Source organism: Streptomyces sp. NPDC054786, assembly GCF_053611685.1.
Genome location: NZ_JBSHAW010000035.1, coordinates 31,898 through 48,307, shown reverse-complemented (window position 1 = coordinate 48,307; position 16,410 = coordinate 31,898). Strand labels below are relative to the sequence as shown.

Annotated in this window: 15 protein-coding genes and 1 pseudogene; 10 read left to right on the top strand and 6 right to left on the bottom strand. The window is 71.0% G+C overall.

Annotation, left to right across the window (positions count from 1 at the left end; all coding sequences use genetic code 11):
- The first annotated feature begins 119 nt into the window (after window positions 1-119).
- The 5 genes and pseudogenes from ACWGI6_RS27240 (at window position 120) to ACWGI6_RS27220 (ending at window position 3,580) form a co-directional block, all read left to right on the top strand.
- Window positions 120-653, top strand: coding sequence for an AMP-binding protein (locus tag ACWGI6_RS27240; protein ID WP_453269948.1), 534 nt, complete (start codon window positions 120-122; stop codon window positions 651-653).
- A gap of 418 nt (window positions 654-1,071) precedes the next feature.
- Window positions 1,072-1,305 carry a hypothetical protein gene (locus tag ACWGI6_RS27235; protein WP_453269947.1) on the top strand — a complete coding sequence of 78 codons (234 nt, stop codon included), beginning with the start codon at window positions 1,072-1,074 and terminating at the stop codon, window positions 1,303-1,305.
- A gap of 492 nt (window positions 1,306-1,797) precedes the next feature.
- Window positions 1,798-2,275: pseudogene (locus tag ACWGI6_RS27230) on the top strand (GNAT family N-acetyltransferase).
- Window positions 2,276-2,535: 260 nt separating this feature from the next.
- Entirely contained in the window at window positions 2,536-3,105 is a 570-nt protein-coding gene (locus ACWGI6_RS27225) for a MepB family protein (protein WP_453269946.1), read from the top strand.
- A gap of 226 nt (window positions 3,106-3,331) precedes the next feature.
- The gene (locus ACWGI6_RS27220; protein ID WP_453269945.1) at window positions 3,332-3,580 is read left to right on the top strand and encodes a hypothetical protein; all 249 of its coding nucleotides are present in this window, start codon (window positions 3,332-3,334) and stop codon (window positions 3,578-3,580) included.
- Between the two features lie 43 nt (window positions 3,581-3,623).
- Here the strand turns inward: ACWGI6_RS27220 and mscL are convergent, their stop codons facing one another.
- The 5 genes from mscL to ACWGI6_RS27195 form a co-directional block, all read right to left on the bottom strand.
- On the bottom strand, window positions 3,624-4,124 hold the full coding sequence (gene mscL, locus ACWGI6_RS27215) for a large conductance mechanosensitive channel protein MscL (protein ID WP_453269944.1): 501 nt from the start codon (window positions 4,122-4,124) through the stop codon (window positions 3,624-3,626).
- 706 nt (window positions 4,125-4,830) lie between these two features.
- Window positions 4,831-5,664, bottom strand: a complete 834-nt coding sequence (locus ACWGI6_RS27210) for an S-methyl-5'-thioadenosine phosphorylase (RefSeq protein WP_453269943.1) — start codon at window positions 5,662-5,664, stop codon at window positions 4,831-4,833.
- A gap of 115 nt (window positions 5,665-5,779) precedes the next feature.
- Window positions 5,780-6,133, bottom strand: coding sequence for an FmdB family zinc ribbon protein (locus tag ACWGI6_RS27205; protein WP_453269942.1), 354 nt, complete (start codon window positions 6,131-6,133; stop codon window positions 5,780-5,782).
- Window positions 6,134-6,245: 112 nt separating this feature from the next.
- The gene (locus tag ACWGI6_RS27200) at window positions 6,246-7,547 is read right to left on the bottom strand and encodes an MFS transporter (protein ID WP_453269941.1); all 1,302 of its coding nucleotides are present in this window, start codon (window positions 7,545-7,547) and stop codon (window positions 6,246-6,248) included.
- A 320-nt stretch (window positions 7,548-7,867) separates the two neighbouring features.
- Window positions 7,868-9,388 carry a potassium/proton antiporter gene (locus ACWGI6_RS27195; protein ID WP_453269988.1) on the bottom strand — a complete coding sequence of 507 codons (1,521 nt, stop codon included), beginning with the start codon at window positions 9,386-9,388 and terminating at the stop codon, window positions 7,868-7,870.
- A 180-nt stretch (window positions 9,389-9,568) separates the two neighbouring features.
- Here ACWGI6_RS27195 and ACWGI6_RS27190 point away from each other — a divergent pair, with 180 nt between their 5' ends.
- A complete protein-coding gene (locus tag ACWGI6_RS27190; RefSeq protein WP_453269940.1) occupies window positions 9,569-12,292 on the top strand; it encodes a penicillin acylase family protein in 2,724 nt (907 codons plus the stop codon).
- A 130-nt stretch (window positions 12,293-12,422) separates the two neighbouring features.
- Here the strand turns inward: ACWGI6_RS27190 and ACWGI6_RS27185 are convergent, their stop codons facing one another.
- Window positions 12,423-12,998 (bottom strand): 5-formyltetrahydrofolate cyclo-ligase, encoded by a 576-nt coding sequence (locus ACWGI6_RS27185; RefSeq protein WP_453269939.1) that lies wholly within the window; start codon window positions 12,996-12,998, stop codon window positions 12,423-12,425.
- 144 nt (window positions 12,999-13,142) lie between these two features.
- Between ACWGI6_RS27185 and galU the strand changes: the two genes are divergently transcribed.
- The 4 genes from galU to ACWGI6_RS27165 are packed head-to-tail and all read left to right on the top strand — an operon-like array spanning window position 13,143 to window position 16,409.
- Window positions 13,143-14,045, top strand: coding sequence for a UTP--glucose-1-phosphate uridylyltransferase GalU (galU, locus tag ACWGI6_RS27180; protein WP_453269938.1), 903 nt, complete (start codon window positions 13,143-13,145; stop codon window positions 14,043-14,045).
- A 4-nt stretch (window positions 14,046-14,049) separates the two neighbouring features.
- On the top strand, window positions 14,050-15,366 hold the full coding sequence (gene glp, locus ACWGI6_RS27175; RefSeq protein ID WP_453269937.1) for a molybdotransferase-like divisome protein Glp: 1,317 nt from the start codon (window positions 14,050-14,052) through the stop codon (window positions 15,364-15,366).
- Between the two features lie 60 nt (window positions 15,367-15,426).
- Window positions 15,427-15,909, top strand: coding sequence for a cyclic pyranopterin monophosphate synthase MoaC (gene moaC, locus ACWGI6_RS27170; protein WP_453269936.1), 483 nt, complete (start codon window positions 15,427-15,429; stop codon window positions 15,907-15,909).
- Window positions 15,906-16,409, top strand: a complete 504-nt coding sequence (locus tag ACWGI6_RS27165) for a MogA/MoaB family molybdenum cofactor biosynthesis protein (RefSeq protein ID WP_393907535.1) — start codon at window positions 15,906-15,908, stop codon at window positions 16,407-16,409. The genes moaC and ACWGI6_RS27165 overlap by 4 nt, the downstream gene beginning before the upstream one ends.
- Window position 16,410: the final 1 nt, after the last annotated feature.

Sequence of the window (16,410 nt, the reverse complement as noted above, 5' to 3'; positions counted from 1 at the left end):
GAGACCCGGCGCGAGTGACGTCGCCCAGGTGCGGCGGAGGGGCGATCGCAGGCCTCATACAGCGGACGTTCAGCGAATGTTGATCGATGATCTACATCCTGGTCCGCATGTTGCGCCGTGTGACCTCAGAGCATGTAGATGACGCCCGGGAAGTACAGGAACCGGAGGCGTCGCGGATCGCCCTCACCTGGAGCGGAGAGCCCGGGCGCCAGGAGGAGTTGACGCACGGCATGCTCCTCGACCAGGCCGAGCGGGCCGCGGCCACGCTCACCCGGCTCGGGGTACGGGCCGGCGACCGCGTCGCGGTGCACCTCCCGCTGGTGCCCGAGTCGGTGATCGCCACGCTCGCCTGCGGCCGGCTGGATGCGATACGCACCACGCTGCCGGTCTCGTTGACGGTGCCCGAACTGGTCGCACGGACTCGTGAGTCCTCGGCCCGGGTGCTGATCACGGCCGATGCGGCGTTCTGGGACGGGGCCGTACGGCCGGTGAAGGCGCTGCTGGACCACGCGCTGGCACGGGGTGCGGCCTCGGGGGGTGTGCCGGACCGCACCGTGCTGGTGGTGAACCGGTGCTCGCGGCCGGTCTCCTGGAAGCCGGGCCGCGACCTGTGGTGGCACGACGCGCTGGGCACCTCGGCCGCCACTCGCTGACCCGGCCGCCGCCCGCTGGGGGGACAGCAACTTTCCAGGGCGGCGTGGCCCGCGCCCGTCGGGGGAGGTGCGGGCCACGCCCGGTGGGAAGGGGTGAGGGTCCGCGCCGTCGGGGGAGGTGCGGCTTACACCCGGTGAGAAGAGGTGAGGGCCCGCGCCCATCGGGACAGGTGCGGGCCCTCACTCATGACGACGAGGCGCGGCCCGCCGCCTACTGACGGGACGGGAGGCGCGGCCCACGTCCAGTGATGTGCCGCAGCTTCACCCACCAAGACCATAGAACGAGCCATTTGCCTCATCTGTGCCTAGCGTGGGGACCGTGCCACAGCCATCAGACGCCCCACCTGCCCCGGCTGCGGACCCGGAGGCACCAGTGGCGCCGCCCAGGCCGAGGCCATCGGCGGTCCATGCGACGCCGGTGGGCTCGGCCGTCGCGTTTCTCCTGATCGTGGCCATCGTCCTGGGCACCCGCACGCTGCGGACCTTCGCCCCCGCACTGCTCCCCGACGCCGCGGTCACCACCTTCCGCGCCCTCGGCGTTGCCTGCCGCCCTACCGCCCGGGTCAACGAACCGGCCGCCCGTCGACTCTTCCGACCGGGCCGTCGCACCCTCCCCCGACCGGAAAGGCTGCTGTCCCATGGCCCGCCATGAGTACGCACACCCCCGCCACCCGCTGCCCGGCACCGACCGGAGCCGGCCCCTGAGGCGCGGCCACGCCTCACAGGGCCCGCCGACCCGCCCGAAGGACAGCCACCGCCCGCATCCCATACCCACCCACGACAAGGGCCGCTAGTACGGGGCCGTGGACGGCCGCCCTGTCGCTATGAGAGGCGGCGTGTGCAGGCCCGTCAGTGCGCGAGGAGTGCACGGGCCGTCAGAACGCGAGGAGTGCACGGACCGTCAGTGCGCGAGGCCAGCAACGGGCCGTCAGAACGCGAGGCGTGCACGGGCCCGTTGCTGGGAGCCCCTTGTTCGGGGCCCTTCCCAGGACGGCGGCTCCCCCTCCTGCCCCCTCCCCCTCCCCTCCTCCCCCTCGCCCCTCCTCCCCCCTCGCCCCTCCTCCGCCCTCCCCGTACCGCCATTGCGCAGCCAGGCGACGCTTATTCCGTCGATGTCGCCTCGGGCGGCGGATACGTTCCCGGCATGACGTCATCTCTGCGCTTGGACAAGGTCACTCCGGACAACGTGGAAGCCGCGTGCCGGCTGACGGTTCGGCCCGACCAGGAGGGGCTGGTGGCGCCGGTTGCACGTTCACTGGCGGAGGCGTATGCACAACCCGAGGTCGCCTGGCCTCGGTTGATCTTCGACGGTGAGCAACTCGTGGGCTTCGTCATGGGGTTCTTTCTGGTGCGTTTTCGACCCCGACAACCCGGAGGACAGGCCGCGCTCCGGGATCTGGCGGCTGAACATAGCCGCCGGCCACCAAGGCCACGGGTACGGCCGGTTCGCCGTGGAGTCCTTGTGCGAGGAGGTCCGAAGGCGTGGGCAGACATGTGCCACGGTGAGTTGGGTTCCGGGCGAGCACGGGCCCGAGCGGTTCTACCTGCGGCTCGGTTTCCGCCGGACCGGAGAGATGAGCGGCGATCAGGTCGTCGGTGAACGAGACCTGACCGGGGGCTGAGCGCGCCGGACCACACTCCGGACGGGGCCCCAATCCGGGCTCCGGACCGCACCCCGAACGGGACTCCAAACCGGGCTCCGAACCGCACCCCGAACCGCACCCCGAACTCCGGCCGGGCGCCGGAACCCGGCCGGGCGCGGTGCGTCGGCCGGTCCGCCCGTCGTGCCGCGCATCCCGCAGACCGAGCAGCCGCGGCCGGACCACGCGGCCACCGGTACCCCACCGGCCTGCCCCCTGCTCGGCAATGACACGATGGCGCAATGGCGACAAAACCCTCGGGCCCTTCGGGGCAACGTCCCGCAGAGATCGAGCCTTGGACGGGTGGGGATTCGCTGCACGAGGACCTTCTCGCCGCGAAGACGCGGGTGTACGACCCGTGTGGGTTCACTTGCTCCCGGCCGGTGCCCGAGGCCGAGAGTGCCGAGTACGCGGCGCATGAATTCACGCTCGATGGCTGCTCCGTCAGGTTCCGGGTGGCCAAGACGACCCCGACGAAGGTCGGCCAGTTCGTCACGGTGTGGAAGCGGAGCCCCGGCGGGCCGATTGCGCCGTTCGACTCCGAGGACCCGGTCGATCTCTTCGTCATCAGCTCTCGCGACGAGCGGAATTTCGGGCACTTCATCTTTCCCCGGGACGTGCTCTGCGAACGGGACATCGTTTCCAGGAACGGCTCCGGCGGAAAGCGGGCGTTCCGCGTCTATCCGCCGTGGGTGGAGACGACCAACCGCCAGGCCCGCAGCACCCAGGCGTGGCAGGTGAAGCACTTCCTGTCGATCCCGGAGGACGCCCCCCTCGACGCGGCCCGAGCCCAGGCGCTGTACCGACCCTGAGCGACGGGCGCCGACAGGGGCCGCGCGGGCGTACGCTGCCGCCCGCCGGGCCGGCGGCTGCGGAACAAGAGGCTGCCGATCAAGAGGCTGCGGATCGAGAGGCTGCGGAACAAGAGGCTGAGCCGTCGGGCGGGGTCGGCCCCGTGCCGAGGGCTCCCGCGGTCGGAAGGATGCCGGGGCCCGCGCTGAGCGTCGACCGCCCCCGGCCCGCCCGTACCCTGGAGGGGTGAGCACCACCCCCGAACCCGAGTCGGCCCCCGCGCCCCAGGACGCGTCCGACGCCGCGCAGGATCCTGCGCCTTCGTCCACCGGGCGCCCGGCCCCCAAGCCCGCGGCGCGACTGATCTTCGACGATCCGCTGAACCAGCAGTCCTCGGACGACACCGACCGTGGCTGGGGCGAGCGCCCGTACGGCAGCGACAGCGCCGCCGACCTCGCCCGCTTCCTCGACGAAAAGCCGCCCCACCACCTCTGAGCGAGGCGAGGGGGCGGCGTGTGCCGGCCGCCGCTGGCGCCTGCTACTGCTGAGTCTTCTGCGTGCCGATGAACCCCGAGGTGGGGGAGGGCACGGACGGTGAGCCGGTGCGCTGCGCGACCAGCGCATCGCGGATCTCGGTGAGCAGCTCGATCTCGGTCGGGTCCATGGGGGTGTCGACCGGCCTCCTGGCCGCCTGGCGCTCCTTCCACTTGTTGATCGGAAGGATCATGAGGAAGTAGACGACCGCGGCGGTGATCAGGAACGTCAGGGCGGCGCTGAGCACCGAGCCCCAGAGGATGTAGATGCCGTCGGTGAAGGCACCCGTCTTCTTGTCCGTGTGGCAGACGGTGAGGCAGGCCTTGTAGTTGTCGAGGTTCTGCGAGCCCAGGGCGCCGATGATCGGGTTGATCACGCCCTTGACCACGGCGTTCACGATGTTCGTGAAGGCAGCACCGACGACGACCGCGACCGCGAGTTCGATGACGTTGCCGCGCATCAGGAATTCCTTGAACCCCTGCAGGACGCCCTTGCTCTCGCTCACCTGACAGCCTCTTTCCACGCTCACTACGGATGGTGCACCAACAATCAGCACCGCAACTTACGGCAGGGCAGGGCGGAGGTGTCCAGTCCCGCACCACGAGCCGGCGATCGGCCGAAGCCCCGGTGTGCATCCGGCGGAGGGTGTCGGCCCTGCGGACGCCGTGGACGAATACCGCGGTGGTGGTGCGGTGAGTGCGCCCCCGTTGGCGCGCGGCGGATGCCCCGCCACTCGCAGCAGTTTCGCGTGAGGGAGGTGCGGATGCCACTTGATCTTGGAGCATGGTCACCGCGCTCCCGAGGCCGTTGCCGACGGGCAGCCGGGAGCGGGAGCGGCTCGTACGGCACCGTACGAGGCTCCGCCGGCCAGTGCTGCGGCGGCCATCGCCAGGCAGGCGGTCAGCATCCGCTGCCGTGCGCCCCGTCCCCATCGGTGCCGGATGCCGCCGGCCCGTACCGGAGTGAAGTGCGGCACCTCACACGGCGGGGGAGTGGGGAGTGGCGGGAAGAGGAGGTCGGGGTCGGCGAGGCGAGGGGGAACGGAAGGCGTACGGGACATGGTGGGCACCGCCTGCGGTGAGGGCTTCGGATGAACCGGCGCTCATCACCGTGCCGGAATCCGCACCGGCCCGCTGCGGGCTGTGGACGACCCCTTCCTTGTGGACAACCCGGCCACCCGGGAGGGGGAGGCCGAGCGGTCCGCCGGGGCGTTACGGCAGGTCGATGCCCAGGTCCCAGCCGGCGTGGGCGTCGGTGCACAGGCAGTTGCGGGCGGTGGCGCCGGGCAGGGCGGCGACCGCGTCGAACAGGACCTCGCGCAGTCGGTCCACGTTCTCGGCGAACACCCGGAAGACTTCCTCGTGGGAGACGCCGTCGCCGGTCTCGGTGCCCGCGTCCAGGTCGGTGACCAGGGCCAATGACGCGTAGCACAGGCCCAGTTCACGGGCCAGGACGGCTTCGGGGTGGCCGGTCATGCCGACCACAGACCAGCCCTGAGCGGCATGCCAGCGCGATTCGGCGCGGGTCGAGAAGCGCGGGCCCTCGATGACGACGAGGGTGCCGCCGTCGACCGGCTCCCACTCCCGGCCGCGGGCCGCCGCGAGGGCCGCCTCGCGCCCGGCGGGGCAGTACGGGTCGGCGAAGGTCAGATGGACCACGTTCGGGACGCTCCCGTCCGGGAGGGCCTCGCCGTCGAAGTAGGTCTGGGTGCGGGCCTTGGTGCGGTCGACGAGCTGGTCGGGGACCAGGAGCGTGCCGGGGCCGTATTCGGGGCGCAGACCGCCGACCGCGCACGGGGCGAGGACCTGGCGCACACCGAGCGAGCGCAGCGCCCACAGGTTGGCGCGGTAGTTGATGCGGTGCGGCGGGAGGTGGTGGCCGCGGCCGTGCCGGGGCAGGAACGCGACCTGGCGGCCGGCGATCTCTCCCAGGAACAGCGAGTCGCTGGGGCGCCCGTAGGGGGTGTCCACCGTGATCTCGGTCACGTCGTCGAGGAAGGAGTAGAACCCCGATCCGCCGATAACGCCAATCTCCGCGTCAGCCATGCCGGTCACACTATCGGGGCATGGCGGTCGCGGACGGCCGGGTGGTGGAGGCGAAAGAAACCCGTAAGACAGCGGACCCCGCCGTCGGTGACGGCGGGGTCCGAAGAGCTGTGGTTCAGGCCGCTGAGCTGGAGCCCGAGGTGCTGCCGGACGACGACGCGGCGGCCGGGGCCGAGGACTTGGTGTCCGAGCCGCCGGACGAGGAGCTGCCGGACGAGGAGCTCGACGAGTCCGAGGAGGACGAGGTGCCCGACGCGGAGGCGTTCTTCGAGGGGCTGCTGCTGGACGACGAGCCGCGGCTGTCGTTGCGGTAGAAGCCGGAGCCCTTGAAGACGATGCCGACCGCGGAGAACACCTTCTTGAGGCGTCCGTTGCAGCCGGGGCACTCGGTGAGCGCGTCGTCGGTGAACTTCTGCACCGCCTCGAGGCCCTCGCCGCACTCGGTGCACTGGTACTGGTACGTCGGCACTTGTCTTCCTCCTGGCACTCTCACTCGATGAGTGCTAACGACGCTCCATCTTGCAGTATTCCCGCCCGTCAGTCCACCGTGACCGCCGTACGGTGACCGACTCCACGTTCGGTCAGGCGCGCGCCAGCTCCCGTTGCCGGTCCTCGGAAGGGGCCGGGACCTGGGCATCCACGCCGTGCGCGAGGGCGCCGGCGGCCACGGTCGACGAGCGCGGCAGCAGATGGACGCGGAGCGCCAGCAGCACCGTCAGTGCCAGTGCCGTACCGGCCAGCGGCACCAGGAATCCGGTGCTCGGCCCGAAGCCGTCCGCGAGCTGACCTGCGGAGGTGGCCGCGGCCGCCTGGCCCAGGGCGACCGCGCCGGTCAGCCAGGTGAAGGCCTCGGTGCGGGCGCCGGCCGGCACCAGCGATTCGACCAGCGTGTAGCCGGTGATCAGGGCCGGGGCGATGCACAGGCCGACGACCAGGCCGACCGCGCCGAGCAGCGGCACCGCGGTCACCGCCCACAACGGGGTGGTGGCCAGTGCCAGCAGCCCGTACGCGACCAGCAGCCGGCGCCGCGGGCCGACCTTCCAGGCGATGGCCCCGCAGGCGATACCGGCGAGCATGTTGCCGCCGGCGAAGATCCCGTAGAGCACGCCGTTGATACCGGGCTGCCCGATGTGCTGGGTGAACGCGGTCAGCGAGACCTGCATACCGCCGAAGACGGCGCCGATGCCGAGGAACGCCACGATCAGTACGCGTACGCCGGGCACCGACAGCGCCGAGACACGCGGCCGGTCGCCGTCCTGCGGCCGGTGCACCGGAGGCTGGCTGCGCCGCTGGGAGGCGAACAGCAGCCCGCCGGCCAGCGTCAGCGCGGCCTCGGCGACCAGACCGGCCGCCGGATGGATGCCGGTGCACAGCGCGGTCGCCAGTACGGGGCCGACGACGAAGGTGAACTCGTCGGTCACCGACTCGAAGGCGGCGGCCGTCGGCATCAGCGGGCTGCCGCCGAGCCGGGCGGCCCAGCGGGCCCGCACCATCGGGCCGACCTGCGGCGTCGAGGCGCCCGTAGGGACGGCCACCGCGAACAGCGCCCACAGGGGGGCGTGGGCGAGGGCGAGGGTGGTCAGTGCGGCGACGCCGGTGACATGCACCAGTACGCCGGGGATCAGCACCGCGCGCTGGCCGAAGCGGTCGGCGAGCTTGCCGCTCTGCGGGGCGAACAGGGCCATCGAGACACCGGTCGCGGCGGACACCGCGCCCGCGGTGCCGTACGAGCCGGTGGTGGATTCGACGAGCAGCACGATGCCGATCGTCAGCATGGCGAAGGGCTGCCGGGCCAGAAAGCCGGGCAGCAGGAATGTCCATGCACCGGGGGTGCGGAGCAGTGGTCCGTATCCGGAACGGGAGTCCTTGACCGCGGATGCCACGGCCGGGCCTTTCTGCCGCCTGGTAGCGCGCCACCCGCGAGGTCGTCACGGGCACGCGCCGAGAGCTGTCCTCTCGCGCAGGACCGAGTGATACCGCGTGGTCCGCACCGGGGAGGGTGGCTGCGTGGGGCAGGGGACCGCGGCCGCCGAGCGGTCGCGCCAGCTCTGCATCAGGCAGAGTTGGTTCGTCGATGTTGCCTCTTCATACTACAGGCCGCAGTGCGTGAAGTCCTGGGATTGGCCAGGGCTTCACGCAGTTTTCCTTGGGATCCGTGGAGATCTGCAGCACATTTCCCGCTTCCCGCGACCTCGGCCGGTCGTCAGCGGTGGTGGTGTCCCCGACGCCCCGAGGGGCCGGACGTCCCCAGCCAGCCGGCCAGCTTGCCGCCCTGCGAGACCGCCTGCAGCCGCCGCTCGGCCGCGTCGCGCACCGGGTCGGTGGCGACCACGAGCAGCTCGTCGCCGTGCCGCAGCACCGTCGAGGGCGACGGTACGAAGCTGGAGCCCTCCCGGACGATGAGGGTGACCGCGGCGCCAGCGGGCATCCGCAGCTCGCCGACCTCGACGCCGTGCATACGGGACGACGGGCCGATGGACGTGGACAGCAGATGGCCGCGCAGCCGCTCCAGCGGCGCCGACTCGATGCCCAGGTCCGCGGCCTCCTCGCCGTCGCCCAGCCGCAGCCGCCTGGCGAGCCAGGGCAGGGTCGGCCCCTGGACGAGGGTGTAGACCACGACCAGCACGAAGACGATGTTGAAGACCCGGTCGCTGCCGGGAACATTGCTCACCATCGGGATCGTCGCCAGCACAATCGGCACCGCACCGCGCAGCCCGGCCCACGACAGCAGGGTCTTCTCCCGCCAGGGCACCCGGAAGGGCAGTAGCGCCGCGAAGACGGACATCGGCCGGGCCACCAGCGTCAGGATCATGCCGATCAGCAGCGCGGGCACGAAGTCGTCGAGCAGGTTGTGCGGGGTGACCAGCAGGCCGAGCAGCACGAACATGCCGATCTGGCCGATCCAGCCGAGGCCTTCGGCGAAGCCGCGGGTGGCAGGGGCGTGCGGCAGCTTGGCGTTGCCGAGGATCATCGCGGCCAGATAGACGGCGAGGAAACCCGAGCCGTGCGCCAGCGCACCGGCCGCGTAGGCGGAGACCGCGATGGCCATGACGGCGATCGGGTACAGGCCGGACGCGGGCAGTGCCACATGCCGCAGCCCGTACGCGCCGAGCCAGCCGAAGGCCAGCCCGATCGCGGCGCCGATGGCCAGCTCCAGGGCGATCTCACCGAGCAGGACGTACCAGTGTTCGACCGGTCCAGCGGTGGAGAAGGCGACGACGAGGATGACCACGGGGGCGTCGTTGAAGCCGGATTCGGCTTCGAGCACACCGGTCAGCCGGGCCGGCAGCGGCACGCTGCGCAGCACGGAGAAGACGGCCGCGGCGTCCGTGGAGGACACCACGGCGCCGATCAGCAGTGCCTGGCGCCAGTCGAGCCCGGCCAGATAGTGCGCTCCGGCCGCGGTGACCCCCACGCTCACCGCGACGCCGACCGTCGAAAGAGCCACCGCCCGGGGCAGTGCCGGCTTGATCTCTTTCCACTTGGTGCCCAGTCCGCCCTCGGCGAGGATCACGACCAGCGCGGTATAGCCGAGGAGTTGGGTCAGCTCGGCGTTGTCGAAGACGACACCGCCCAGGCCGTCCTGTCCTATGGCGATGCCTATCCCCAGATAAATGAGCAGGCTGGGGAGCCCGCTGCGCGAGGAGAGCCGTACCGCAGCAACCGCGATGAGCAGTACGAGCGAGCAGATCAGCAGGAGTTCGTTGAGGTGGTCGACAGTCAGGAGCTGGTCCTTCCTCGCACGGGTTCCGGAGGTCTTTCCTTACCGTATCTAGTTACTAAGGCTAACAATTTACCATTGCTTGAAGGTTGAATGTGCTGGCGGTGACTCCGCGTAGGGGTCGCCGAACCCGTGCGCCTATGGTTGCTCCAGCACTCCCACCCTGCCCCTCGAAGGACAGAGATGCCCGCCAACAAGTCCGGCCCAGTCCCCAGGAAAAAGAAGGGGCGGCGCGGCCGCCTCGTAGCGATCACGGTCGTGCTGCTGCTCGTGGCGGGCATCGGCTCCGGCGCGTTCTGGGGTGTCAGTACCGTCCGCGCCTCGTTCCCGCAGACCACCGGCTCGCTCAAACTCCCGGGCCTGACCAACCCGGTGGACGTCACCCGCGACGCCAACGGCATTCCGCAGATCTACGCCGACACCGACGAGGACCTCTTCCGCGCCCAGGGGTACGTCCAGGCCCAGGACCGCTTCTGGGAGATGGACGTACGGCGCCACATGACCTCCGGCCGGCTCTCGGAGATGTTCGGCAAGGATCAGGTCAAGTCCGACTCGTTCCTGCGCACCCTCGGCTGGCACGACGTGGCGCAGAAGGAGTACGACACCAAGCTGTCGCCCAGCACCAAGAAGTACCTCCAGTCCTACTCCGCGGGCGTCAACGCCTACCTCAAGGACCACGAGGGTTCGGCGGTGTCCCTGGAGTACGCGGCGCTGGACCTCCAGAACGACTACAAGCCCGAGAAGTGGACGCCGGTCGACTCGGTGGCCTGGCTCAAGGCGATGGCCTGGGACCTCCGCGGCAACATGCAGGAGGAGATCGACCGTTCCCTGATGACCAGCCGCTTCACCCCGGCGCAGATCGCCCAGCTCTACCCGGCCTACCCGTACAGGCGGAACAAGCCGATCGTCGAGGGCGGCGAGGTCGACCGCGGCGGCAAGGAGTTCTCGCCCAAGGGTTCGGCGAACGCCGCCCCCGCCACCGCCGTCGGCGCCACCGCGGGCCTGCAGTCGCAGCTGTCCTCGCTGTCCAAGACCCTCGACAAGGTCCCGGCGCTGCTCGGCCCCAACGGCAACGGCATCGGCTCCAACTCCTGGGTCGTCTCCGGTGCGCACACCACCACCGGCAAGCCGCTGCTCGCCAACGACCCGCACCTGGCACCGCAGATGCCCTCACTCTGGTACCAGATGGGCCTGCACTGCCGTAATACCGGACCCAAGTGCAACTACGACGCCTCCGGCTTCACCTTCTCCGGTATGCCCGGCGTCGTCATCGGTCACAACCAGGACATCTCCTGGGGCATGACCAACCTCGGTGCCGACGTCACCGACCTCTACCTGGAGAAGGTCACCGCCAACGGCTACCTCTACGACAACAAGCAGCAGCCCTTCATAACCCGCAAGGAGACCATCAAGGTCGCCGACGGCGAGAGCCGCGAGATCACCGTCCGCTCCACCAACAACGGGCCGATCGTCTCCGACCGCGACAGCGAACTGGCCAATGTCGGCAAGGACGCCCCGGTCGGCAACGCCGCACCGGACCGCGGCGACGGCTACGCCGTATCGCTGCGCTGGACCGCGCTGAACCCCGGCAAGTCCATGGACTCCATCTTCGAGCTCGACCGCGCCAAGGACTGGAACGGCTTCCGCAAGGCCGCCGGCCACTTCGAGGTCCCCTCGCAGAACCTGATCTACGCCGACACCAAGGGCAACATCGGCTACCAGGCCCCGGGCCGGATCCCGGTCCGCGGCAAGGGCGACGGCCACTTCGACGGCACCCTCCCGGCGCCCGGCTGGGACCCGAAGTACCAGTGGAGCGGCTACATCCCGCAGAAGGCGCTGCCGTACGAGTACAACCCCCAGCGCGGCTACATCGTCACCGCCAACCAGGCCGTCACCGACGAGAAGTACCCCTACCTGCTCACCAAGGACTGGGGCTACGGCTCCCGCAGCCAGCGGATCAACGACCTGATCGAGTCGAAGATCAAGGACGGCGGCAAGGTCTCCACCGACGACATGCAGGCCTTCCAGAAGGACAACAGCAGCGAGATCGCCCGGCTGCTGACGCCCTACCTCACGAAGATCGACATCAAGGACAAGTACGTCCGCGACGCCCAGCAGCTGCTGGAGGGCTGGGACTTCACCCAGGAGCCCGACTCCGCCGCGGCCGCCTACTTCAACGCCGTCTGGCGCAACACCCTCAAGCTCGCCTTCGGCAACAAGATGCCCAAGGAGCTGCGCCCCGACGGCCAGTGCCTGACCGTCCGCCCGGCCGACGAGACCGGACCCGCCGACGAGAACGACAAGTACGTCCGCGAATGCGGCGAGCGGGACGGTGACAGCGCCCAGCCCGACGGCGGCGACCGGTGGTACGAGGTCGTCCGCGGCATCCTGGACGACCCCAACAACGCCTGGTGGAAGACCGAGGACCGGCCGAACCGCCCCGGCGACAAGAACCGCGACCAGCTCCTGGCGCACGCCATGACGGACGCGCGCTACGAGCTGACCTCCAAGCTGGGCAAGAACATCGACAACTGGAGCTGGGGACGGCTGCACCAGATGTTCCTGAAGAACCAGACCCTGGGCACGGACGGTCCCGGCATGCTGCAGGGCCTGTTCAACCGCGGCCCCTGGAACCTGGGCGGCGGCGAGGCCGCGGTCGACGCCACCGGCTGGAACGCCGCGGGCGGCTACAAGGTCACCTGGGTCCCGTCGATGCGGATGGTGGTCAACCTCGCCGACCTCGACAAGTCCCGCTGGATCAACCTCACGGGCGCCTCCGGGCACGCCTACGACGCCCACTACTACGACCAGACCGACAAGTGGGCCAAGGGCGACCTGCTGCCCTGGGCGTACAGCGAGGACGCCGTCAAGAAGGCGGGCAAGGACACGCTGACCCTGTCGCCGTAGGGGCGGGCGGCGCTCCCGCCACCACCTGGTGATCGCTGCGCCGTCGGGCGGGCCGGACGTCTCCGGTCCGCCCGACGGCTTTCGTGCTCCGCGCCGGCCGTGACTGCCGGCCGCCCGTATACAGCGCGCTTCAGTCCTCCGTACGGGCCCCCGGCGCCGTGAACCGGTGCACCGCCGACGGGGTCACCGCGGCATGCACATGCCGGTCGTGCGGCTCGGCCGGCACCTCGGCCAGCACCTCCGCGTCGTAGAGCAGCACCACCAGCGACGCCCGCGCATCGGCCCGCTCCAGCCGGGCCAGCACCCGGTCGTAGGAGCCGCCGCCGCGCCCCAGCCGCAGCCCGCCGCGGTCCACCGCGAGCCCCGGCAGCAGCACCACATCCGCCTCCGTGACGGCCTCGGGGCCCAGCCGCCGCCCGTCCGGCTCCAGCAGTCCGCGGCCGGCCCGTACCAGCCGCTCGGCGCCCTCGTAGCGCGCCCAGTCCAGATCGTTGTCCGCCAGCAGGACGGGCAGCAGCACCCGCACCCCGGCCGCCCGCAGCCGGTCCAGCAGGGCGCGGGTGGAGGGTTCGCCACCTATCGACACATAGGCGGCGACGGTCGGCGGGGTGCCTCGGCGCGGGGGGACGGGCGCGGCCAACTCGTCCAGCTCCAGCGTCCGCCGGGCCAGCGCCTCACCCGTCGCGGCGATGACATCCGGTGGCAACGCTCTCCTCACCTCCAGGAGATCCCGCCGCAACCTGTGCTTTCTATCGTGATCAATGCTCACTGTGCGCCCTTGCTCCCGCTCTCATGCTCTATTCACCAGACCCTCATCATCGTTCCGATAGGGCCGGTTATGGTGTCGCGCATGACCCCATCGCACACACGGATCAGCAAGGCTGTCATCCCCGCAGCCGGCCTCGGCACCCGGTTTCTCCCCGCCACAAAGGCCACACCCAAGGAGATGCTCCCGGTCGTCGACAAGCCCGCCATCCAATACGTGGTGGAGGAGGCGGCCGCCGCCGGACTCTCCGACGTCCTGATGGTGACCGGCCGCAACAAGCGCCCGCTGGAAGACCACTTCGACCGCAACTACGAGCTCGAAGAGGCCCTGCACCGCAAGGGCGACGAGTCCCGGCTCGCCAAGGTGCAGGAATCCAGCGACCTGGCGACCATGCACTACGTACGGCAGGGCGACCCCAGGGGCCTGGGCCATGCGGTGCTGTGTGCCGCACCGCACGTGGGCGACCAGCCCTTCGCGGTCCTCCTCGGCGACGACCTGATCGACCCCCGCGACCCGCTGCTGCAGCGCATGGTCGAGATACAGGAGCAGCACGGCGGCTCCGTCATCGCCCTCATGGAGGTCGACCCGGCGCAGATCCACCTCTACGGCTGCGCGGCCGCCGCCCCCACCGACGACGACGATGTCGTGGTCGTCTCCGACCTGGTCGAGAAGCCCGACCCGGCCGAGGCTCCCAGCAACCTCGCCATCATCGGCCGCTACGTCCTCGACCCGGCCGTCTTCGAGGTGCTGCGCAAGACGGCCCCGGGCCGCGGCGGTGAAATCCAGCTCACCGACGCCCTCCAGGCGCTGGCCGCCGACCCCGCCCTCGGCGGCCCGGTGCACGGCGTGGTCTTCAAGGGCCGCCGCTATGACACCGGCGACCGCGGCGACTATCTGCGTGCCATTGTCAGACTGGCATGCGAACGTGAGGACCTGGGCCCGGACTTCCGGACCTGGCTGCGCAGTTACGTCACCGAGGAGATGTAAGACGTTGAACGGCACCACCGGCCAGACCCGCCACCAGGACCGCGTCTGGTCGGTGGCCGAGCATCTCGACGACGTCCTGGCGAGGATCGCCCCGCTGGACCCGATCGAGCTGCAGCTCCTCGAAGCCCAGGGCTGCGTCCTGGTCGAGGACATCACGGTCCCCGTGGCCCTGCCGCCCTTCGACAACAGCTCCATGGACGGCTACGCGGTCCGGACCGCCGATGTCGCGGGCGCCACGGAAGCGGCTCCGGTCGCCCTCACCGTCATCGGCGACGTCGCGGCGGGCAGCGGCGAGCTGCCGGAAGTCGGTCCCGGCCAGGCCGTCCGCATCATGACCGGCGCCCCGCTGCCGCCCGGCGCCGAGGCCGTCGTCCCCGTCGAATGGACCGACGGCGGCACGGGCGAGGGACCGGCCGCCACGATGCGCGCCCACAGCGCCGCCCCGCAGGACGCGGCCGGCGAGGTCCGTGTCCACCGCCCGGCCGCCGCGGGAGCCCACATCCGCGTCCGCGGCAGCGACGTCACCGAAGGCGAGCCGGCCCTGCGGGCGGGCACGGTGCTCGGCCCCTCCCAGATCGGCCTGCTCGCCGCCATCGGCCGCGGCACGGTCAAGGTGCGCCCCCGCCCCCGCGTCGTGGTGATGTCGACCGGCAGCGAACTGGTCCAGCCCGGCGAGGCGTTGGGCCCCGGCCAGATCCACGACTCCAACAGCTTCCAGCTCACCGCCGCCGCCCGAGCCGCCGGCGCCATCCCCTACCGCGTCGGCGCCGTCGCCGACGACGCCGAGACCCTCCGCTCCACCCTGGAGGACCAGCTCATCCGGGCCGACATCCTCGTCACCAGCGGCGGCGTCAGCGTCGGCGCGTACGACGTGGTCAAGGAGACCCTGACCGCCCTGTCCGCGGAGGAGGGCGCCGTCGAGTTCCGCAAGCTCGCCATGCAGCCCGGCAAGCCCCAGGGCTTCGGCCTCATCGGCCCCGACCGCACCCCGCTCCTCGCGCTGCCCGGCAACCCCGTCAGCTCGTACGTCTCCTTCGAGCTGTTCGTCCGCCCCGCCATCCGGGCCCTGATGGGTCTGCCCGATGTGCACCGCCCCACCACCCCCGCCCGGTGCACCGACGCCATCACCTCCTCACCCGAGGGGAAGCGCCAGTTCCTGCGCGGCTCCTACGACGCCGAGGCCGGTACGGTCACCCCGGTCGGCGGCTCCGGCTCCCACCTGATCAAGGCCATGGCGCACGCCAACGCGCTGATCATCGTCCCCGAGGACACCACCGAGGTCGCCGCGGGCGCGGACGTGGACATCGTCCTGCTCGGGTAGCCCGCTGCCGCCGGGGGTACGGTGTCGTCCCACAGGCGGCAGTTTGGTAACGGGAGAACGATGAGCAGCGGCCAGCAACACCTCACCCATCTCGACGCGGCGGGCGCGGCGCGAATGGTCGACGTCTCCGCGAAGGACGTCACCGCCCGCACGGCCGCCGCCCGCGGCCGCGTTCTGGTCTCCTCGCAGGTCATCGAGCTGCTGCGGGGCGAGGGCATGCCCAAGGGCGACGCCCTGGCCACCGCCAGGATCGCCGGCATCATGGGCGCCAAGCGCACCCCCGAGCTGATCCCGCTCTGCCACCCGCTGTCCGTCTCCGGCGTCACGGTGGATCTTTCCCTCACCGACGACGCCGTCGAGATCGCGGCCACGGTCAAGACCACCGACCGCACGGGCGTCGAGATGGAGGCCCTGACCGCCGTCTCGATCGCCGCGCTCACCGTCATCGACATGATCAAGGCCGTTGACAAGACCGCGGTGATCTCCGACATCCGTGTGGAGGAGAAGACCGGCGGCAAGTCCGGCGACTGGAGCCGGTCATGAGCCCCGCCCGCGCCCTGGTCATCACCGCCTCCAACCGTGCCGCGGCCGGCATCTACGCCGACAAGAGCGGCCCGCTGCTCGCCGAGGGCCTGACCGCCATGGGCTTCGAGGTCGACGGCCCGCAGGTGGTGCCGGACGGCGACCCGGTCGAAGCCGCCCTGCGCGGAGCCGTCTCCTCCTCCCGCTACGCCGTCGTCCTCACCACCGGCGGCACGGGCCTCTCGCCCACCGACCGCACCCCCGAGGCCACCCGCCGGGTCCTGGACTACGAGGTCCCCGGCATCCCCGAGGCGATCCGCGCCGCCGGCCGTACGAAGGTCCCCACCGCCGCGCTCTCCCGGGGCCTGGCGGGCGTCGCCGGTACGACCCTGATCGTCAACCTCCCCGGTTCCTCCGGCGGAGTCCGCGACGGCCTCGCCGTCCTCACCGACCTGCTGTCGCACGCCGTCGACCAGATCCGCGGCGGCGACCACCCCAGACCTTCCGGGAGCCCGAGCTGAA